The sequence below is a fragment of the Micromonospora sp. DT228 genome (assembly GCF_049841595.1).
Taxonomy (GTDB): domain Bacteria; phylum Actinomycetota; class Actinomycetes; order Mycobacteriales; family Micromonosporaceae; genus Micromonospora.
The window spans coordinates 1-19,191 of the sequence record NZ_JBNCKO010000006.1 but is presented as its reverse complement, the minus strand read 5'-3'; the positions used below and the strand labels follow the sequence as shown (position 1 = coordinate 19,191).

Below are 19,191 nucleotides of genomic sequence, written 5' to 3'. Positions count from 1 at the left end.
ACCATCGCCCGGTGACCCCGCCCCGCACCGTGCCCACCGCCGCGCTGACCGTGGCCGCCATCCAGGCCGCGCCCACGCCGGGAGACGTCGCCGGAAACGCGGCCGCCGCCGCCGACCTGGTGCGCCGAGCCGCCGACCGGGGCGCTCGGGTGGCCGTCCTGCCGGAGCTGTTCCTCTGCGCGTACCACCCGCCGACCCTCGCCGCCGACCCGGCCGGCACGGACGTCACGGCCGATCCGGCCGGCGGCGTCGCGGATTCCCGGCTCGACCCGCTGCGCGCCGCGGCGCGCGAGGCCGGCGTAACCACGCTGGTCGGGGCCGCCGCCCGACACCCGGACGGGCGGCGGACCATCGCCGCGCTTGTGGTCGACCGGACCGGCGCGGTCCGGGTCGGCTACGACAAGCAGCAACTGTGGGGCGACGAACGCGACCTGTTCAGTGCCGGCGATCGCGGCGCCACGCTGCTCGTCGACGACTGGCGGCTCGGCCTCGGCATCTGCTACGACGGCTGTTTCCCGGAGCACGCCCGGGCCGCCGCCCTCGACGGCGCGCACGGTTACCTGTGCCCCAGCGGATACCTGGCCGGCTCCGAACACCGCCGAGACCTCTACTACGCAGCGCGAGCCCTGGACAACACGATGTTCGTGGTCTTCGCCAACGCGGTCGGCGGCGTCGAGGAGTGGCGGTTCAACGGCGGCGCGGCGATCTACGACCCGCAGGGACGGGTGCTGGACCGGGGCGCCGACGACGGCACGGCGGTGCTGGTGGCGACGCTGGACCCGACGGTGCTCGCGGCCACCCGGTCGGCCCATACGATGCTCGCCGACCGGCTCGCGGACCAGGGCGGCCCTCGGTCGTCGATGTCCGGCTGAGCACATCGTCAGGTCGGTACCCGCTGCATCTGTTGGCGGACACGTCGGTCCCGTAGGGTGCCCGAGTGCCACTGCTCCTGCTGGACCTGGACAACACCCTGCTGGACCGGGCCGGGCCGTTCCGCCGCTGGGGTGAGCGCTTCCTGGACGGCATCGGAGCGCCCCCCACCGACATCGACTGGCTGATCTCGATCGACGCCGACGGGTTGACCGACCGTTGGGATCTCGCCGACGCCCTCCGGGACCGCTACGAGCTGCGCATCCCCTCGATCGACCTGGTGGAGGACCTGCACGACGGGGTGGTGGCGCAGACCCGGCTCGACCCGCTGACCGCCTGCGCGCTGCGGATCGCCGACGACGCCGGCTGGGTGCCGGTGGTGGTCTGCAACGGCACGGTACGCGTCGACGACGCCAAGATTCGCCAGACCGGCCTGGACCGCTACGTCGCGGACTGGGTGATCTCCGAGGAATGCGGGGTCAGCAAGCCCAACCCGCGGATCTTCGCGCTCGCCGCGCAACGGGTCCGGATGCCGCTGCGCGGCGCCTGGGTGGTCGGCGACAGCCCGGAGGCGGACATCGGTGGCGCCGCCGCGGTCGGGCTGCCCAGCGTCTGGCTGCACCGGGGGCGCAGTTGGTCGGACGTCCGGTTCGCGCCCAGCCGCACCGCGGACGGGCTGATCGCCGCGGTCGCCACGATCCTGGCCCGCTGACGCCGCGCGGGCGCGGGCCGGTAATTCGGTTGACCGGCCGACGGGCCGCGGCGAGCATTGTCGGCGCATGGTGCATCCCGGGCAGGTGTCCGGTCGAGAGAAGAGGAGGTCGGCCATGGCCGTCTTCGCAGGTCACCTCCAGCTGCCTTTCTCAGTCTCGACCAAGGGAACCTCACCACAGTGCGCGATCACGACCTTCCGGCGCTGGAGCGCCGGAGCCGCGGCAAGAGCCGCTTCGACGACGACGAACCACAGTTTCTGAAACGCGGGCGGCACACCGAGCCGCCCGCGGACCCGGACAGCGACCCTGACCCGGACACCGGCGAACGCTGGTCGTCCTGGGACGACGCCGTCCACGGGCCCCAGCCGCACCCGGGCTGGCTGGTCACCGAGTTGGCCGCCAAGGACACCGAGTTGGGTGTGCTGAAGACCGGCAAGGAGGCGGACGTCCACCTGGTCCGCCGGGCCGTGCCCGACACCGACAGGTCCTGCCTGCTGGCGGTCAAGCGCTACCGCGACCCCGAGCACCGCCTGTTCCACCGCGACGCCGGCTATCTGGAGGGTCGCCGGGTGCGCCGCTCCCGGGAGAATCGGGCCATGGCCAGCCGGACGGCGTTCGGCCGGCAGATGATCGCCGGACAGTGGGCCGCCGCCGAGTTCGCCGCCCTGGCCCGGCTCTGGGAGATCAGCGCCGGGCACGATCGGATCGCCGTGCCGTACCCGGTGCAACTGCGGGGCACCGAGCTGATGCTGGAGTTCGTCGGTGACGCCGAGTCGGGGGAGGCGGCGCCCCGTCTGGCCCAGCTCCGACCCGGTCCGGCCGAGCTGCGCGACCTGTGGGCGCAGTTGGTGGAGGCGCTGCGGGTGCTGGCCCGGGCCGGCTACGCGCACGGCGACCTGTCGCCGTACAACCTGCTCGTGCACCAGGGGCGCCTGGTGGTGATCGACCTGCCGCAGGTGGTCGACGTGGTGGCGAATCCGCAGGGGCCCGAGTTCCTGGCCCGTGACGTCCGGGTGGTCGGCGCCTGGTTCGCGGCCCGCGGCCTGCCCGCCGAGCAGGTCGACCCCGGCACGTTGACAGGTGAGCTGCTCAGCGAGGCGGGCCTGCGCTGATCGGAGCGGGTCGGGCGGCCCCGCCGCCCGACCCGCCGGGGGTTACTGGAGGTAGCGCTCCACCTCGGGCTTGGGTCGCTCGCCCTGCGCGTCCGGGTCGCCGTGGGTGTCTCGGGCGGCCCGCCTGCGGCGCAGGAGGTCCCAACACTGGTCGAGGGACTCCTCCAGGGCGCGCAGCCGCTCGCTGGTCTCGCCCTCGGTGCCCGACTCGTGGGCCTGGGCGTCCGCCCGCAGCTTGTGTTCCTCGTCGACCAGCTCGGTGATCCGGTTCAGGATGGTCTTGTCGTCCATGCTCCTGAGCCTGGCACAGCCCCTCCCGACGCGCCTGGATTCGTACCCCTGCGGGGTGCCGCGCCACGATCGGTGATCCCCACCACACCAAGAGCTACACGTCAATGTGGCAATTTTCACGCTCAGTTTTGGCGACTTCACACATTGGTCGTGGTGGAGGTGCTACCTGCGGGATCGGCCGAGACGGCCCGGGTCAGGGGCGGGCACCGCCCGACCGGGGCGAGAACCTCCCGGTCAGCGTGCTGGTGAAGCCGTTTCGTGAATGCGATGCTCTCTCGCATGGTCACGCGCCTTTGCCGAGGCAGCACTCAGCGCAACCCGCAGTGCCACCGACAGGACGGATCCGCGCAGGTGAAAGATGACTGACTCGACCATCCCGGCACGCCGCGCGCCACACGTCGCCACCCTGCGACGCACGCTGCCCGGGTTGCTCCGTGACCCACTGGGCACGCTGGTCGGGCTCGCCGACGCGTCGCCCGGGCAGATCGTCCAGCTCAACCTGGGCACCATCCGCCCGTACCTGGTCGCCGAGCCCGCACACGTCCAGCATGTGCTGCGCGACAACGCCGCCAACTACACCCGGGCCGGCGACAGCATGATGTGGAAGTCGGTCAAGAAGCTCGCCGGTGACGGGATCCTCTCCGAGGGCCCGCACTGGGAGGCGAGTCGCCGCCGGCTCCAGCCACACTTCACCGCCAAGCGGATCGACGCGGCGGTCGACGACCTGAGCCGGGCGATCAGCGACGCGGTCGACGAGCTGGCCGTCCCGGCGCGCGACGGCGTACCTGTCGACGCGGCCAGCGAGATCTCCCGGATCATCTGCAAGGCGGTCATCCGGGTCTTCTTCGGCGACAAGATTCCCGTCGCCGACGGTGTGCGGGTCGTGGCCGAACAGGACACCGTGGCGACCGCGCTGCGCTTCCGGCTGCTCACCCCGTTCATGCCGGACGCCGTGCCGATGCCCGGTGACCGCGCCTTCCGGCGGGCCGTGCAGAACATCGACGACATCCTGCTGCCCCTGGTCCGCGCCGAGCGAGCCCGCGACGACGGGGGCGACGACATCGTCGCCTCGCTCGCCCGGGCCCGGGACGCCCAGGGCCACAAGCTCGACGAGCAGCGGGTCCGCGACGATCTGGTGTCGATGTTCGCCACCACCACCGAGACCACCTACGTCGTGCTCACCTGGCTCTTCCCGCTGCTGGAGCAACTGCCGGACGTCGCCGCGCGCCTCTACGAGGAGATCGATCGGGTGGTCGGCCCCGGCGAGGTGATCAGTCGCGAGCAGCTCGGCGAGCTGCGCTACACGCGGATGGTGCTCGACGAGCTGGTTCGCGCCTACCCGTCCGGCTGGCTGGTGCCCCGGACCGCGATCGCCGACGACGTCATCGGCGGCACCCAGATCAAGGCCGGCGGCACCATCGTCCTGAGCCCGTACGTGACCCAACGGCTGGCCCGGTTCTGGGACCGGCCGGCGGTCTTCGACCCGGAACGCTTCGCCCCCGGCGCACCCAAGCGCGCGCACCGCTACGCGTACTACCCGTTCGGTGGCGGCGCCCACCAGTGCATCGGCCAGTACCTCTTCCAGCTCGAGGCGCCGTTGATCGTGGCGACCCTGCTCAGCCGATTCCGGTACCGGCTCTGCACGCCCGGGATGCCGACGCCCCAGCTCGCCGCGTCGCTGCGACCCAAGGAGCGGGTGCCGTTGCTGCTCACCCCACACCGGCAACCGGCCCTGGCGTAGCGGGGTGCCACAACTCGTCACGGTCGCCGACGAACTGCGGCAGGCCGCCGACCACGGGCGCGTCTGCGCCCTCGCCGCGCAGGGCCACCGTGACCTGCAGCGCGGCCTGGCGGCCCACCCGGCCCTCTTCGCCGCCGAGGGGCCCTTCGACGCCACCCTGACCAGCAGCATCGCGCTGGCCATCGCGTTCAGCGCACCCTGGTGTGACGCCGCCGAGCTGCGACTGACCAACCGGGCGGTGCTCTGGGGTTTCGCACTGGACTGGCAGGTGGACCGGCTGGCCACCTCCGCCGCCGAGCTCGACCGGCTGGTCCAGGGGCAGCTCCTCGTCGCCGACGGCGCGCCCGCGGCGACGACCGACCCGTTGGGTCAGTTCCTCGCCGGTCTCCGCGCCGACCTGGCGGCCGTGCCGGCGTTCGCCACGCTGGGCGGGGCCTGGCTGGCGGCGGTCGAGCGGACCCTGGCGGCGATGCGGCGGGAGTGGCACTGGAAAGCGGGAGTACGCGACCATCTCCGGCCGCCGCCCACCCTCGCCGAATACCTGGGCAACGCCGACAACCTGGCCTGCACCGTCGTCAACGTCGCGCACTGGATTCGGACCGGCGGGGCGGACACGCCCGCTCGGCTGGACCGGCTGGTGGTCGCCAGTGACGCGGTGCAGCGCGCCCTTCGGCTGGTCAACGACCTGAGCACCTACGAGCGGGACCTCCGCTGGGGCGATCTGAACGCGATAATGCTCGTGGACGACCGGTCGGTGGTGGAGCAGGACCTGACGCGCCTGGTCGGGCAGGCGACCGACCTGATCGACGAGTTGCGTGCCGACTGCCCACGGGAGGCCGCGTACCTGGCCCGACAGCTCGGCTACACCACCGGCTTCTATCGGAGCACCGACTTCTGGGGCGTCTCGTGAGCGCTGAGGCGCTGGCCCGGGACGCCGGTGTGGCGCCCGCCCCCGGGTCGACGTCCGTCGTCGACGAGCTGGTCGCGGAGTTGTGGCGGCATCCGTCCGGCCGTACCTCCGCTTCGCCGTACGAGACCGCCCGGCTGGTTTCCCTGGCCCCGTGGCTGCCGAGACACGCCGACCGGATCCGGTACCTGTTGGCCGCACAGAGCCCGGACGGCGGCTGGGGCGGGCCGGACGGCTACGCCCTGGTGCCCACCCTGAGCGCGGTGGAGGGGTTGCTCGCCGTTTCGCCGCGCGACGAGCCGGCGGGCTGGTCCCCGGACGCCGTGGACGACGCCGTCGACCGTGCGCTACGGCTGTTGTTCGACCGGGTGGCCGGTCCAGCCACCTGTCCCGTGCCGGACCTGCCGGCCGTGGACCTGATCGTGCCGGCACTTGTCGAGCGGATCGCCGACCACCTCGTCGACCCGCCCCCGCGGTTGGCCGGGTGGCGCGGCGCCGGCCCGCCGCCGATGCCCGTCGGCATGGATCGGCGACGGCTCGACCGGATACGCGCGCTCGCCGCGTCCGGCCGGCCGATGCCGCCCAAGCTGCTGCACGCGTTGGAGGTCCTCGGCCCGGCGGCGCGGCATCTGACAGGTGTCACCGCCACCACCGCGGGAGCGGTCGGCGCCTCCCCGGCTGCCACCGCCGCGTGGCTCGGCGGCCCGGACGAGACGCAACCCGCCGCGCTGGGTTACCTGACCCAGGCAATGACCGAGCACGGCGGCGCGGTGCCGTGTGCCACCCCGATCACCGTGTTCGAGCGCGCGTGGGTGCTGAGCACGCTGGCGCGCGCTGGCGTGCTCCCGGTGGTGCCCCCCGAACTGGCCGACGGGCTGCACGACGCGCTCGGGCCGGGGGGCGCGGCCACCGGGCCGGGTCTGCCCATGGACGCCGACACGACCGCGGTGACCCTGTACGCGTTGGCCCTCCTGGGCCGCCCGACCGACCCGGCCTGCCTGAGCGGGTACGACACGGGGGAGCACTTCTGCACCTGGCAGGGTGAGGACGGCTCGTCGGTGACCACGAACGCCCATGTGCTGGACGCCATCGGCCGGTGCCTCGGCGACGACGACCCCTCCGCCGCGGCGGTGTCGCGGCGGCTCACCGGCTGGCTGATCGACAGGCAACAGGCCGACGGTCACTGGTCGGACCGGTGGCACGCCTCGCCGTACTACGCCACCTACTGCGTGGTGCTCGCGCTGCGGGAGCACGGCGGTCCGGCGGCCCGTCCGGCCGTCCAGCGCGCCGTCGCCTGGGTGCTCGACAGCCAACGGGCGGATGGTGCCTGGGGGCGATGGCGAGGCACTGCGGAGGAGACCGCCTACGGCCTGCTCGTGGTGCTGGCGGGGTCACCGTCGCCCCGGGTCGACGCCGCGGTGGCGGTCGCGGCCCGTCGACTGTCCACAATGCAGGATGCGGGCGGGGTCCCTCCACTGTGGCATGACAAGGATCTCTACCATCCGACACTGATCGTACGAGCGGCAGTGGCTGCCGCCCAGGCGTCGGCCACAGCACGGCTGAACGGCTCCGCCCAGACGGCGGCGGGCCGCTGGTCTGCGGCGCTTGAGTCAAATTCCGGACACTGCTAGCGTGCGCCGGGCCGGGGGCTGGGCTCATTCAGCCAAACGAAACGGGCGAGGGACGGGTGGGATGGCTTCCCGCAGTGCAAGTTTGCGCACCAAGGTTGTGGCCCTGCTGCTCTCGCTCGCCGCGCTCTGGGCGTTCGCAGCCTGGGTGACCCTGCGCGACGGTCTCAACGTGCTCGGTGTGCAGACGCTCGACGCGCAGGTCGCCGAGCCCAGTGAGGCGCTGCGCAGCGAGCTCCAGCAGGAGCGTCGGATGTCGGTGGCCTATCTCGGGCGGCCCAACCCGGAGCTGGCGCAGCAGTTGAAGGGTCAGCAGCAGCGCACCGACGAGGAGGCCGCCGCCTTCACCAAGGCGGCCCGCAACTGGCGCGCGGAACTCGCCTCGAGCGACGAACTGGTCTCGCGGATCGACCAGGTGGCCACCCGGTTGGACGCGCTCGGCCCGATGCGTGAGGCAGTCGTCGCCGGCTCGGTGGACCGGGCCGGCGCGGCCGCCGCGTACACCGGGGTTCTCGACTCGCTCTTCCGGGTGTACGCGGCCCTGGGCCAGCTCGACGACCCGGAGATCGCCAAGGACACCCTCACCCTCACCCAGTTGGTGCGGGTGCGGGAGTTGATGTCGCAGGAGGACGCCCTCTTCGCCGGCATGGCGGCTGCCGGTCGGATCAATGCCCAGGAGTACGCCCAGTTCGCGCACCTGGTTGGCGCGCAACGGTTCCTCGTCGCCGAGGCCGTGGCCGAGTTGCCCGACGCCGACCGGCAACGGTACGTCACGATGACCGAGGGTCAGGCCTTCACCCGGCTCCGCGCCATCGAGGACAGGATGGTCGTCAGCGGGCGCCCGAACGCGCCGCTGCCGGTCGAGGCCGATGCCTGGCAGGCCGCGATGGCCCCCGCCCTCGAGGAGCAGGAGTCCGCAGTTCTCGCCGGTGGTGACGCGCTGGTGAAGCGGGCCACCCCGGTGGCGATCTGGGTCGTCGTCCGGCTGGTGCTCGCCGCCGGTCTGGGTCTGCTCGCCGTCATCGCCTCCATCGTCGTCTCGATCACCACGGCACGGACCCTGCTGCGCCAGTTGGGCCGACTGCGCGACGCCGCCTGGCAGCTCGCCGACGAGCGGCTGCCGCGCGTCGTGGAGCGGCTCGGGCGTGGCGAGGAGGTCGACCTGGCCACCGAGGCGCCTCCGCTGGAGTTCGGCACCGACGAGATCGGCCAGGTCGGCAAGGCGTTCAACGCCGTCCAGGAGACCGCCCTGCGCACCGCGGTCCAGCAGGCCGACCTGCGTCGCAACGTCCGCGAGGTCTTCCTCAGCCTGGCCCGCCGCACCCAGGCACTCGTGCACCGCCAGCTCACCCTGCTGGACGCGATGGAGCGCCGCGAACACGACGCGGACGAGTTGGAGGACCTCTTCCGGGTCGACCACCTCGCCACCCGGATGCGGCGCAACGCGGAGAACCTGATCGTGCTCTCCGGCTCCACCCCCGGTCGGGCCTGGCGGCGCAACGTCCCGATGGTCGACGTGGTGCGCGGCGCCGTGGCCGAGGTGGAGGACTACACCCGCGTCAACGTGCTGCCGCTCGGCCGGGTCTCGCTCGCGGGCCGCGCGGTCGGCGACATGATCCACCTGCTCGCCGAGCTGATCGAGAACGGGCTCTCGTTCTCTCCGCCGCACACCACTGTCGAGCTTCGCGGCCAGGTGGTGTCCAACGGGTTCGCCATCGAGATCGAGGACCGGGGCCTCGGCATGAGCGAGGAGGACCTGGCCGCGGCGAACCACCGCATCGTCGACCAGTCCGAGTTGAACCTTGCCAACGCCACCCGCCTCGGGCTCTACGTGGTGAGCCGGCTGACCGAGCGGCACGGCGTACGGGTGCGGCTCAAGGAATCCGCTTACGGCGGCACCACGGCGGTCGTCCTGATCCCACTGGAACTGGTCACCGAGGACGCCGCCGACCCGGAGGACTCGGGCGAGCTCCGCTCCGGCTCGGCCATCCCGCTGCCGTCGGGGCCGTCCGGCACCAGCGGCCGCCCCGCCCTCCTCGCGCCGGTCGGGGCGACCGCGTCGACGACCAGCACCCGCGAGACCCCCGACGTGGTGACCCCGCCGGCACCGGTGTCGGACGACTCCGCCACCCCGGAGGTCGTGACCGACGAGGGCGGCGGCCTGCCCACCCGGCAGCGGACAGCCCCGACCACCGGCGGCTCCGAGCTTCCCGTCCGAGCCCGGCGCGTCCCGGGCCTGCAAGCCCTGGAGGCCCCCACGGTGCCCACCGGCCTGCCCGCGGTCGACGGAAAACGATCGACCGAGAGCCGCGACGCGCCGGACGCGGCCAGCGACGGTGGTCCCGAGGCCGAGGCGGCCCGGACCGATTCGGGCCTGCCGGTCCGCGTCCGACAGGCGAACATCGTCCCCGAGTTGCGCGACGACCCGGCGGCCAGCGAGACCGACGACGACGAGGACGTGGTACGCCCGCCGGAGCAGGTGCGCCGCATGATGAGCTCGTACCAGACCGGCACCCGGCGTGGTCGGACCGACGCGGCACGAATGCTCGGCGGCGCCTCCGGCACCCCAACGGAGTCAACCCCCGAGCTGACCGACGAGGACCCGAAAGCGACCTGACCGAGCGCTGGTGTTCCGCGCGGTGTGACGGTCAGCCCGATACGAGAACGGCGCACAGCCGGGCGAGAAGAGGACGACGAAGTGGCGCAGAAGACGGCTTCGAGTGCCGACCTGACGTGGTTACTTGATGACCTGGTGGGCCGGGTGAAGCAGGCCGAGCACGCGGTCGCGCTCTCCACCGACGGTCTGCTGATGGCTTCCTCCCAGGGGTTGAGCCGGGACGACGGCGAGCACCTCGCCGCGATGGCGGCCGGCATCCAGAGCCTGGCCCGGGGCGCCGGTAAGCGCTTCGGCGGCGGGCAGGTGCAGCAGACCATCATCGAGATGCAGTCGTCGTTCCTGTTCGTCACCGCGGCCGGCCGCAACGCCTGCCTGGCGGTGCTGGCCAGCGAGGACGCCGACGTCGGTCTGATCGCCTACGAGATGGCGATGCTCGTCACCCGCGTCGGCAAGTACGTCGCGTCGCCGTCCCGCACAGAGCAGCCGGCCGGCGAGAGGTAGCGGTGATGACGGTCCAGGGGGAGTCCGCAGACCATCAGTGGGTGGATGACCATGCGGGTCCGGTGGTGCGCCCGTACGCGGTGACGCGCGGGCGGGCCCGACCGGTCACCGGCACATTCGATCTGATCTCCCTGGTCACCGCGACCCGAGCCGAGGTGACGCCGGAGGTTGGTCTCGGCCCGGAGCACCTGGCGATCGTCGGGCTGTGCCAACGCATACAGTCCGTCGCCGAGATCGCCGCTCATCTCGATCTGCCGGTGGGCACCATCCGGGTGCTCCTCGGTGACCTGGCGGCTCGCAGCCTCGTCCAGGTCCGCGAGCCGCACACCACGGCCGGCCTTCCCGACAACAGCATCTTCGAGGCGGTAATCAATGGACTACGGGCACTCTGACCGGCCGGCGGGAGCGACCCCACTGCCCACCGCGATCAAGATTCTGGTCGCTGGCGGCTTCGGCGTGGGCAAGACGACCATGGTCGGTGCGGTCAGCGAGACCCGGCCGTTGCGCACCGAGGAGGTGCTGACGGAGTCGGGGGTCGGCATCGACGACCTGTCCGGGGTGGAGGGTAAGACCACCACCACCGTGGCCATGGACTTCGGCCGGATCACCATCAGCGACGACCTGGTGCTGTACCTGTTCGGCACGCCCGGCCAGGACCGGTTCTGGTTCGTCTGGGACGAGTTGGCGTTGGGCGCCATCGGCGCGGTGGTGCTTGCCGACACCCGTCGCCTCGCCGACTGCTTCCCGTCGATCGACTACTTCGAGGGCCGGGGCACACCCTTCGTGGTGGCGGTGAACTGCTTCGCGGGTTCCCGGCAGTACCGGCTCGACGAGGTGCAGGCCGCGCTGAACCTGGACCCGGGGGTGCCGGTGCTGCTCTGCGACGCCCGGCAGCGCGAGTCCAGCAAGGAGGTGCTCGTCACGCTGATGGAGCACGCCATGAAGACCCGTGAGGCCCGCCGCCGCGCCAACGGAAACTGACAGAGGTTTTTCGGGGGAGGGTGTCCGGAACGCTGTCGGCCGATCGTCATGCTGGCGAAACCCCGAGAAACCAGGGAGCGACCAGATGAAGTACCTGATGTTCGTGTGCAGCGACACCGAGCCGGACACCGACCCCACCGAGCTACCCGACATCTACAAGTGGGTGGCGGAGAACGACGCTCGTGGCCGCCGCCTGACCGGCAACGTTCTGGCGGCGACGACAGCGGCCACCACCGTCCGTGTCCGCGACGGTGAGCTGCTCGTCTCCGAGGGCCCGTTCGCGGAGACCACGGAGGTGATCGTGGGCTTCGACCTGCTCGACTGCGCCGACCTGGACGAGGCGATCGAGGTGGCCCGTACCCACCCGATGGCCCGCCAGGGGCGACTGGAGTTGCGCCCGTTCGCGGACCTGACCGACTGACGCGGTTGTCCACCTCGCCGCGCCGGCCGGCGCGTACCCGGGAACCGGCCGGCGCGGCGGCGGAGGCGGTTGCCGCCGCCGGCGTCGAGGCGTACCCCCGGATCGTGGCGACCCTGATCCGGGTGACCGGGGACTGGGCGTTGGCCGAGGACTGCGCCCAGGAGGCGCTGGCCGTCGCCCTGGAGCGCTGGCCCGGTGACGGTGTGCCGACAAATCCGGGTGGCTGGCTCATGACCGTGGCCCGCAACCGCGCGCTCGACGTGCTGCGCCGTGCCACGGTGGAGCGCCGCAAGCTGCACGACCTGGCCCTCCTCACGCCCGTCGACGCGCAGCCCGAGGTGCGGGAGGACGTGGTGGACGACCGACTGCGCCTGATCTTCACCTGCTGCCACCCGGCGCTGGCCCTGGACGCCCGGGTGGCGCTGACGTTGCGAACCGTCTGCGGCGTGCCGACCGCGGACATCGCCCGACTGCTGCTGGTCAGCGAGTCGACGATGACCCGACGCCTGACCCGGGCGCGGACCCGCATCGCGCAGGCCGGCATCCCGTACCGGGTACCGACCGGCCCGGCGCTCACCGAGCGGCTGCCCGGCGTCCTCGCCGTGCTGTACCTGCTGTTCACCCGGGGTTACGTCGCCGACGGCGAGCCGGCGTTCGCCGAGGAGGCGGTCCGGCTGGCCCGGCTGCTCGACCGGCTGATGCCGGAGCAGTCCGAGGTGACCGCGCTGCTGGCGCTGGTCCTGTTCCAGCACTCCCGCCGGGACGCCCGCCGCGACGCCGCCGGCAACCTGCTCACCCTGCAACGGCAGGACCGCGACAGGTGGGACCGCGCCGGCATCGCCGAGGGCCTGGCCGCGTTCGATCGGGTACGCCACGACGGGCCGTACGCGTGGCAGGCGCGGATCGCCGCCTGCCACGCCACCGCGACGTCCGCCGACGCCACCGACTGGCCGACTATCGCTCGGTCCTACGACGCGCTGGCCGGCAGCCGACCCTCACCGGTGATCGCGCTCAACCGCGCTGTCGCCCACGGTTACGCGTACGGCCCGGCCACCGGGTTGGACCTGCTCGACGCGGCACACGCCGGGGGAGGGCTGGACGACAACCCGCTGGCCGTGGCCGTGCGGGCCGATCTGGTGGCCCGCCAGGGTGACCGGCTGCGCGCGGCCACCCTGTTCCGGGAGGCCGCGGCGGCGGTCGGCTCGGCCGCCGAACGCCGCGCGCTGCTCGACCGGGCCACCGAACTCGCCGGCTAGGACGGGTGGGGTCAGCCGCGCTTGGCCAGCGCCAGGAACCGGGTCCAGGCCGTCGGGTCGAAGGCGAGCGTCGGACCGGCCGGGTCCTTGGAGTCACGTACGCCGATGACGCCCGCGAGGTTGTCGGCCACCTCGACGCAGTCGCCGCCGTTGTTGCCACTCTTGCTGCTCTTACGCCACCGAGCGCCGGTCAGGTCCATGATGCTGCCGCTTCTCTGAGGAGGTTGAGGGACTGCGCACGCGACAACGCTGCGTCGCGAATGCGCTCCCACCGTCGATCCAGGCTAGCAAGGTCGGCGGTCTTGTCGATGAGCTGCGCCTGCGCCTGGCTGTCGACGTGGGCGACCCGCCCGCCGTCCGGCATCTCCGCGATGGTGAACGGCCCACCGAGGCCCGGATACATGCCGGCGGCGGCCGGCACGACGAACAGCGACACGTTCGGCAACGTGGCCTGCTCGGCCAGCTTCTCGCACTGCTCGCGCATCATGGCCCGGTCGCCGTCGAGGGTGCGCCGGAGCACTCCCTCGTCGAGGACCGCGATCAGCAGCGGCGGGCGCTCCCGGCGCAGGATCGCCTGCCGGCTCAGCCGCGCCTCGGCGAGATTGTCGGCCTCGGCCGGCGTGAACGCCTCGCCGACAAGCGTGGCCAGCGCGTACGCCTTGGTCTGAAGGAGGCCGGGTACCCATGCGAGCTGGAACGACCGCAGCGACACTGCCTCGCGCTCCATCTCGGCCCAGTGTCGGAACCAGGCCGGCGTCCGGCGCTTCAGCGCGTCCGGCCACAGGTCGTCGACGTCCCGACCGAGCAGCTCGGCGACCCGCGCGCGATGACGCGTCTGCGGAATTCGTTCCGTGCTCGCCCACTTGGCCGCCGTCTTCGGATCGACACCGATCCGCGCAGCGAGACTGTCCGCCGTGTGGCCCCTCTCGGCCATCGCCGCCTGTACGGCTCGATTCATCTCCACACCTCCCAGAACGTTCCAGACGTCAAGGGGAGATACTTCTACGCGGTGTGATCGCTTGGCAACCCTCGGCAGTGTGTTGTGGAGACAGCACCGCGGAGGGAGCGCAGGATGCCCGAGGACAAGCACCACCCGAAGCCGACGGGCGGTCCGCCACCGGTCCGGCCCAGCCTCACCCGCCCGACCGGGCCACGGCACCCCCCGTACCGTGGCCCGGGTCGCCCGGCGAACGTCGTACCCGAAGCACGCTGGCGGTCCCGGTGCGGCCCGCCTGTCGCGCACACCGCCGACGGTCCGCTGTGGACGTGCGACGCCTGCGGACAGGACTGGCCCTGCCCGGCGCTGCGAGCGACCCCGACGGACTTCGCCCGCCGGGCGACCCTGATCCCCGAGTTCTCCCGGATCACCCGCCGGGCGATCCGCGACCTGCGCGGCCAGCCGGGCGGACCCGATCCGGTCGCCATCGTGCGCCGTTTCCTCTGGTTCCTGCCGCTGACCGACGAGGAGGCCCGCGCGGTGGCGCTACGGCTGCGCTGAGCTGGGGCGTGCACTGCTGACCCGCCCCTCGCGCCATCCAGGCCGACGGTGCCGGTGCTCCTCGTGTCCTTTGCTCTGCACCCGCCCACGCGCCAGTTACGGACCGTTCGTGGTGCACGGGCGGGTGCAGAGCAAAGGACGCAACCGGAACCGGGCGGCGGGCCGGGCTGCCCACCGAAGGCGGCGACAACCGATGCGGCCCGCCGCCACGACTGGGCCGATGGAGGCCGCTGCCGAGTCGAGAGCGAGGAGAAACGAAAGGGCCGCTCCCCGCAAGCGCGGAAAGCGGCCCTTTCGCCGACGTCGGTACGTCAGTTGGCGATCATGCGGCGCATCCCCGTTGGACACTGGCCGGCGACCGATAAGGTGGCCGCATGAAACTGCCGTTCGAAACTGCTCTGCGCGGTTACGACATGCGTGCGGTCGAGAGTCTCTTCGCCGAGGTCGACAGGGCTCTGGCCATCGACAGCGCGGTGTCCCGGGCTGCCGCGCGCGACGTGCTGCGGGGGGCCAGCCTGCGACGGCGGTTACGTGGCTACGAGATGGGGCAGGTGGATGCGGCGATCGACCAACGGCTGGCTTCCCTCGCGCTCCCGGACATCCCGAGCGGGCCGGCGTGACCGACCGGCATGACGCGGTAGCCGTTCGACTCCGGGCGCTCTGACCGCGAGCCCTTTCTCGGCGTGGACGGCGAAGGCCGCCCCCGCCGGAGCGGGAGCGGCCTTCGACCAGCCGTACGCGATCAGTTGGCGATCATGCGGCGCAGCACGTACTGCAGGATGCCGCCGTGCCGGTAGTAGTCCGCCTCACCCGGGGTGTCGATCCGCACCACGGCGTCGAACTCCACGCCGGTGTCGGTGCTGACCCGCACGGTGCGCGGGGTGTCCCCGTCGTTGATGGCGGTCACCCCGGTGATGGTGAACGTCTCGGTGCCGGTCAGACCGAGCGACTCGGCGGTGACGTCCACCGGGAACTGCAACGGCAGCACGCCCATGCCGATCAGGTTGGAGCGGTGGATCCGCTCGTACGACTCGGCGATGACCGCCCGGACGCCCAGCAGCATCGTGCCCTTGGCAGCCCAGTCCCGCGACGAGCCGGAACCGTACTCCTTGCCGGCCAGCACGACCAGCGGGATGCCGGCCTCCTGGTAGGCCACCGAGGCGTCGTAGATCGAGGTCTGCTCGCCGCTGAGGTGGTTGACGGTGAAGCCACCCTCCACCCCGGGGACCAACTGGTTGCGCAGCCGGATGTTGGCGAACGTGCCCCGGATCATCACCTCGTGGTTGCCCCGCCGGGAGCCGTACGAGTTGAACTCGTGGCGCGGCACGCCGTGCTCGGCCAGGTACGTGCCGGCCGGGGAGTCGACCTTGATCGCGCCGGCCGGCGAGATGTGGTCGGTGGTCACCGAGTCACCCAGCTTGGCCAGCACCCGGGCGCCGGCGATGTCCACGACCGGGCTCGGCTCCTGCTGCATGCCCTCGAAGTACGGGGGCTTACGCACGTAGGTGGAGTCGCTCTCCCAGGCGAAGGTGTCGCCGGTCGGGGTGGGCAGCGACTGCCACCGCTCGTCGCCGGCGAAGACATCGGCGTACGCGGCACTGAACCCGGTCGCGCCGATCGCCTGGGCGATGACGTCCTGGATCTCGGTGCTGTTCGGCCAGATCTCGCGCAGGTAGACCGGGTTGCCCTCGGTGTCCTCACCGATCGGCTCGTTGGCCAGGTCGATGTCCATCGTGCCGGCGAGGGCGTACGCGACCACGAGCGGCGGGGACGCCAGGTAGTTCATCTTGACGTCCGGGTTGATCCGGCCCTCGAAGTTGCGGTTGCCCGACAGCACCGAGACGACCGACAGGTCGTGCTCGTTGACCGCGGCGGACACCTCCTCGGGCAGCGGGCCCGAGTTGCCGATGCAGGTGGTGCAGCCGTAGCCGACCAGGTTGAAGCCGAGCTTGTCCAGGTACGGCGTGAGGCCGGCCCGCTCGTAGTAGTCCATGACGACCTTCGAGCCCGGCGCCAGGGTGGTCTTCACCCACGGCTTGCGGGTCAGGCCCTTGTCGACGGCGTTGCGCGCCAGCAGCGCGGCGCCGATCATCACCTGCGGGTTGGACGTGTTGGTGCAGGAGGTGATCGCGGCGATCACCACGGCGCCGTGGTCCAGCTCGTACTCGACGCCGTCGGCGCCGGTGACCCGTACCGGCTTGCTGGCCCGGCCGCCCGCGCCGACCGCCGCGGTCTCCAGGTCGCGCGGCTCGTCGGCCGGGTCGCTGAACTCGTTGGCCGGCGGGTCGCTGGCCGGGAAGGACTCGGCGCTGGCCTGGTCGGCCGGCCCGTTGGCGCCGCGCGGCAGCTCCTCGCGGGGAACGCCCGGCTTGAAGTCGCGCTCACCGGCGGAGTCGTCGGCCACGTAGTCGGTAAGCGCCGAGCGGAACAGCGTCTTGGCGGCGCCCAGCGGTACCCGGTCCTGCGGGCGCTTCGGGCCGGCGAGCGACGGCTCGATCGTGCCGAGGTCCAGCTCCAGGCGCTCCGAGTAGTCCGGCTCGTGGTTCGGGTCGTGCCAGAGGCCCTGCTCCTTGGCGTACGCCTCGACGAGAGCGACCTGCGCGGCGTCGCGGCCGGTCAGCTCCAGGTAGCGGATCGTCTCCGCGTCGATCGGGAAGATCGCCACGGTGGAGCCGTACTCCGGGGACATGTTGCCGATGGTGGCCCGGTTGGCAAGCGGCACGGCGCTCACGCCGGGGCCGTAGAACTCGACGAACTTGCCGACCACGCCGTGCTTGCGCAGCATCTCGGTGATGGTCAGCACCAGGTCGGTGGCGGTGGTGCCGGCCGGCATCTCGCCGGAGAGCTTGAAGCCCACCACCCGGGGGATCAGCATGCTGACCGGCTGGCCGAGCATCGCGGCCTCGGCCTCGATGCCGCCGACGCCCCAGCCCAGCACGCCCAGGCCGTTGACCATCGTGGTGTGCGAGTCGGTGCCGACAACGGTGTCCGGGTACGCCTGGCCGCCGCGCTCCATGATGGTGCGGGCCAGGTACTCGATGTTCACCTGGTGCACGATGCCGGTGCCCGGCGGGACGACCTTGAACTCGTTGAACGCGGTCTGGCCCCAGCGCAGGAACTGGTAGCGCTCCTTGTTGCGCTCGTACTCCAGCTCGACGTTGCGGGCGAACGCGTCCTCGCGACCGAACAGGTCGGCGATCACCGAGTGGTCGATGACCAGCTCGGCCGGGGCGAGGGGGTTGACCTTGCTGGCGTCGCCGCCCAGGTCACGCACGGCCTCGCGCATGGTGGCCAGGTCGACCACGCAGGGAACGCCGGTGAAGTCCTGCATGAGCACCCGCGCCGGGGTGAACTGGATCTCGACGCTCGGGGCGGCGGTGGAGTCCCACGCGCCGAGCTGCTCGATGTGGTCGGCGGTGATGTTCGCGCCGTCCTCGGTCCGCAGCAGGTTCTCCAGCAGGATCTTCAAGCTGTACGGCAGCCGCGCGTGGCCGTCCACCTTGTCAATCTTGAAAATCTCGTAGCTCGCGTCTCCGACGCGTAGCTGGGTCTTCGCACCGAAGGTGTCGAGGCTCGCCACGTCGTACTCCTTCACACCAGCGACCGTGAGTAGTCCTGAGCAGTCTGTCGCACCGGTCGGGGTACCGCCGAGGTTAGGTGACACTTACCGCCGATTACGCTCTCAACAAAACCGTACGTCCGTCTTGCTATTTGCGCAACCCGAGTGCCGACCTCCGGTCGACCCTTACCCCTAGCCTCCTAGGACGGTCTACGGGTTGTGCGGGACCTGCCGGGACAGCCGGCCACGGGTAGGGTTCGAGGCCCGGTCGGAGAAGGGGTCAACCGTGTTCGACGTCCAGCACTGGCTCGTGTCGCTGCCACCGATCGCGGTCTACCTGCTGGTCGGCGGCATCATCGGCGTGGAGAGCATGGGCATCCCCCTGCCCGGTGAGATCGTCCTGGTCAGCTCCGCACTGCTCGCCGCCACAGGCGTGGTCGAACCGGAGTGGGTCGCCACCGCCGCGGCCACCGGAGCGATCGTCGGCGACTCCATCGGGTACGCGGTCGGCCGTCGCGGTGGTCGACCACTGCTGGCCCGGCTGGGCCGGCGCTTCCCCCGTCATCTCGGTCCCGCCCAACTCGTCCGGGCCGAACAGAGCTTCGCCCGCTACGGCGTCTGGGCTGTGTTCTTCGGCCGCTTCGTGGCGCTGCTGCGGATCCTGGCCGGCCCGCTCGCCGGGGCACTGCACGTGCCGTACCGGCGGTTCCTGGTGGCCAACGCCGCAGGCGGGCTGGTCTGGGCGTTCGGCACCACCTACCTGCTGTTCAGCGTCGGCCGGGCGGCCGAGCACTGGCTCAAGGACATCTCCTGGGCCGGGCTGGTCCTCGCGGTGCTCGCCGGGCTCGGCAGCACCTGGTGGCTGCGCCGACGAGCCCACCGCATCGAGGCAGCCGAGCCCGTGGCGATCGCCGAGCCGGCGGCGGGCGCTGAGCCGGCGCGCGTGGGCCGGGAACCCTGATTCGAGTACGCCGAAGGGCCGGGCCCCGTGGTGGGGTCCGGCCCTTCGGTGTGTGTGCTGTGTGCGGGTGTCAGCTGGTGGCGTAGCCGCGGGTGGCGATCCAGTCGGCGAGGTGCTCGACGCTGATCTGGTAGG

General features: G+C 71.9%; 19 protein-coding genes. 15 read left to right on the top strand and 4 right to left on the bottom strand.

Annotated elements, in window-relative coordinates; translation table 11 throughout:
* Window positions 1–11: 11 nt before the first annotated feature.
* From ACLQ29_RS14245 to ACLQ29_RS14235, 3 genes are all read left to right on the top strand, one after another.
* Window positions 12–872 carry a carbon-nitrogen hydrolase family protein gene (locus ACLQ29_RS14245; protein WP_425772061.1) on the top strand — a complete coding sequence of 287 codons (861 nt, stop codon included), beginning with the start codon at window positions 12–14 and terminating at the stop codon, window positions 870–872.
* A gap of 65 nt (window positions 873–937) precedes the next feature.
* Entirely contained in the window at window positions 938–1,582 is a 645-nt protein-coding gene (locus ACLQ29_RS14240; RefSeq protein WP_425772060.1) for an HAD family hydrolase, read from the top strand.
* Between the two features lie 180 nt (window positions 1,583–1,762).
* Window positions 1,763–2,695 carry an RIO1 family regulatory kinase/ATPase gene (locus tag ACLQ29_RS14235; RefSeq protein WP_425772059.1) on the top strand — a complete coding sequence of 311 codons (933 nt, stop codon included), beginning with the start codon at window positions 1,763–1,765 and terminating at the stop codon, window positions 2,693–2,695.
* 42 nt (window positions 2,696–2,737) lie between these two features.
* On the opposite strand, the gene ACLQ29_RS14230 is transcribed toward ACLQ29_RS14235, so the two are convergent.
* Window positions 2,738–2,986, bottom strand: coding sequence for a DUF2630 family protein (locus tag ACLQ29_RS14230; protein WP_357069883.1), 249 nt, complete (start codon window positions 2,984–2,986; stop codon window positions 2,738–2,740).
* Window positions 2,987–3,344: 358 nt separating this feature from the next.
* On the opposite strand from ACLQ29_RS14230, the gene ACLQ29_RS14225 reads away from it, so the two are divergent.
* The 9 genes from ACLQ29_RS14225 to ACLQ29_RS14185 all read left to right on the top strand — a co-directional run bounded on the left by ACLQ29_RS14225 (window position 3,345) and on the right by ACLQ29_RS14185 (window position 13,038).
* Complete coding sequence (locus ACLQ29_RS14225) at window positions 3,345–4,727, top strand: cytochrome P450 (protein WP_425772058.1); 1,383 nt, start codon at window positions 3,345–3,347, stop codon at window positions 4,725–4,727.
* Between the two features lie 4 nt (window positions 4,728–4,731).
* Window positions 4,732–5,637: a terpene synthase family protein gene (locus ACLQ29_RS14220; protein WP_425772057.1), complete on the top strand. Its 906-nt coding sequence runs from the start codon at window positions 4,732–4,734 to the stop codon at window positions 5,635–5,637.
* Window positions 5,634–7,265, top strand: a complete 1,632-nt coding sequence (locus ACLQ29_RS14215; protein ID WP_425772056.1) for a prenyltransferase — start codon at window positions 5,634–5,636, stop codon at window positions 7,263–7,265. The genes ACLQ29_RS14220 and ACLQ29_RS14215 overlap by 4 nt, the downstream gene beginning before the upstream one ends.
* A 61-nt stretch (window positions 7,266–7,326) precedes the next feature.
* Window positions 7,327–9,879, top strand: a complete 2,553-nt coding sequence (locus ACLQ29_RS14210) for a nitrate- and nitrite sensing domain-containing protein (RefSeq protein ID WP_425772055.1) — start codon at window positions 7,327–7,329, stop codon at window positions 9,877–9,879.
* 81 nt (window positions 9,880–9,960) lie between these two features.
* Window positions 9,961–10,380, top strand: a complete 420-nt coding sequence (locus ACLQ29_RS14205; protein WP_355032793.1) for a roadblock/LC7 domain-containing protein — start codon at window positions 9,961–9,963, stop codon at window positions 10,378–10,380.
* Window positions 10,381–10,385: 5 nt separating this feature from the next.
* The gene (locus ACLQ29_RS14200) at window positions 10,386–10,772 is read left to right on the top strand and encodes a DUF742 domain-containing protein (RefSeq protein ID WP_393362880.1); all 387 of its coding nucleotides are present in this window, start codon (window positions 10,386–10,388) and stop codon (window positions 10,770–10,772) included.
* Complete coding sequence (locus tag ACLQ29_RS14195; protein ID WP_393362877.1) at window positions 10,753–11,361, top strand: GTP-binding protein; 609 nt, start codon at window positions 10,753–10,755, stop codon at window positions 11,359–11,361. The genes ACLQ29_RS14200 and ACLQ29_RS14195 overlap by 20 nt, the downstream gene beginning before the upstream one ends.
* An 85-nt stretch (window positions 11,362–11,446) precedes the next feature.
* Window positions 11,447–11,782, top strand: coding sequence for a YciI family protein (locus ACLQ29_RS14190; RefSeq protein WP_425772054.1), 336 nt, complete (start codon window positions 11,447–11,449; stop codon window positions 11,780–11,782).
* A gap of 5 nt (window positions 11,783–11,787) precedes the next feature.
* The gene (locus tag ACLQ29_RS14185) at window positions 11,788–13,038 is read left to right on the top strand and encodes an RNA polymerase sigma factor (RefSeq protein WP_425772053.1); all 1,251 of its coding nucleotides are present in this window, start codon (window positions 11,788–11,790) and stop codon (window positions 13,036–13,038) included.
* An 11-nt stretch (window positions 13,039–13,049) separates the two neighbouring features.
* On the opposite strand, the gene ACLQ29_RS14180 is transcribed toward ACLQ29_RS14185, so the two are convergent.
* On the bottom strand, window positions 13,050–13,238 hold the full coding sequence (locus tag ACLQ29_RS14180) for a DUF397 domain-containing protein (protein WP_425772052.1): 189 nt from the start codon (window positions 13,236–13,238) through the stop codon (window positions 13,050–13,052).
* Window positions 13,229–13,996, bottom strand: coding sequence for a Scr1 family TA system antitoxin-like transcriptional regulator (locus ACLQ29_RS14175; RefSeq protein ID WP_425772051.1), 768 nt, complete (start codon window positions 13,994–13,996; stop codon window positions 13,229–13,231). Before ACLQ29_RS14175 ends, ACLQ29_RS14180 begins: the two co-directional genes overlap by 10 nt.
* Before the next feature lie 114 nt (window positions 13,997–14,110).
* Here ACLQ29_RS14175 and ACLQ29_RS14170 point away from each other — a divergent pair, with 114 nt between their 5' ends.
* A complete protein-coding gene (locus ACLQ29_RS14170) occupies window positions 14,111–14,536 on the top strand; it encodes a hypothetical protein (RefSeq protein ID WP_425772050.1) in 426 nt (141 codons plus the stop codon).
* Window positions 14,537–14,910: 374 nt separating this feature from the next.
* Window positions 14,911–15,156, top strand: a complete 246-nt coding sequence (locus ACLQ29_RS14165) for a hypothetical protein (RefSeq protein WP_425772049.1) — start codon at window positions 14,911–14,913, stop codon at window positions 15,154–15,156.
* Window positions 15,157–15,278: 122 nt separating this feature from the next.
* Here ACLQ29_RS14165 and ACLQ29_RS14160 read toward each other — a convergent pair whose 3' ends face one another.
* Window positions 15,279–18,131: an aconitate hydratase gene (locus ACLQ29_RS14160; RefSeq protein ID WP_425772048.1), complete on the bottom strand. Its 2,853-nt coding sequence runs from the start codon at window positions 18,129–18,131 to the stop codon at window positions 15,279–15,281.
* A gap of 250 nt (window positions 18,132–18,381) precedes the next feature.
* Here ACLQ29_RS14160 and ACLQ29_RS14155 point away from each other — a divergent pair, with 250 nt between their 5' ends.
* The gene (locus ACLQ29_RS14155; RefSeq protein WP_425772047.1) at window positions 18,382–19,056 is read left to right on the top strand and encodes a DedA family protein; all 675 of its coding nucleotides are present in this window, start codon (window positions 18,382–18,384) and stop codon (window positions 19,054–19,056) included.
* Window positions 19,057–19,191 lie beyond the last annotated feature (135 nt).

Excerpts from the sequence above, each read along its gene's own strand:
- ACLQ29_RS14190 (WP_425772054.1), top strand. The coding sequence starts at position 11,447 with ATGAAGTACCTGATGTTCGTGTGCAGCGACACCGAGCCGGACACCGAC.
- ACLQ29_RS14230 (WP_357069883.1), bottom strand. The coding sequence starts at position 2,986 with ATGGACGACAAGACCATCCTGAACCGGATCACCGAGCTGGTCGACGAG.
- ACLQ29_RS14200 (WP_393362880.1), top strand. The coding sequence starts at position 10,386 with ATGACGGTCCAGGGGGAGTCCGCAGACCATCAGTGGGTGGATGACCAT.
- ACLQ29_RS14175 (WP_425772051.1), bottom strand. The coding sequence starts at position 13,996 with ATGAATCGAGCCGTACAGGCGGCGATGGCCGAGAGGGGCCACACGGCG.
- ACLQ29_RS14165 (WP_425772049.1), top strand. The coding sequence starts at position 14,911 with ATGAAACTGCCGTTCGAAACTGCTCTGCGCGGTTACGACATGCGTGCG.
- ACLQ29_RS14180 (WP_425772052.1), bottom strand. The coding sequence starts at position 13,238 with ATGGACCTGACCGGCGCTCGGTGGCGTAAGAGCAGCAAGAGTGGCAAC.
- ACLQ29_RS14210 (WP_425772055.1), top strand. The coding sequence starts at position 7,327 with ATGGCTTCCCGCAGTGCAAGTTTGCGCACCAAGGTTGTGGCCCTGCTG.
- ACLQ29_RS14225 (WP_425772058.1), top strand. The coding sequence starts at position 3,345 with ATGACTGACTCGACCATCCCGGCACGCCGCGCGCCACACGTCGCCACC.
- ACLQ29_RS14195 (WP_393362877.1), top strand. The coding sequence starts at position 10,753 with ATGGACTACGGGCACTCTGACCGGCCGGCGGGAGCGACCCCACTGCCC.
- ACLQ29_RS14170 (WP_425772050.1), top strand. The coding sequence starts at position 14,111 with ATGCCCGAGGACAAGCACCACCCGAAGCCGACGGGCGGTCCGCCACCG.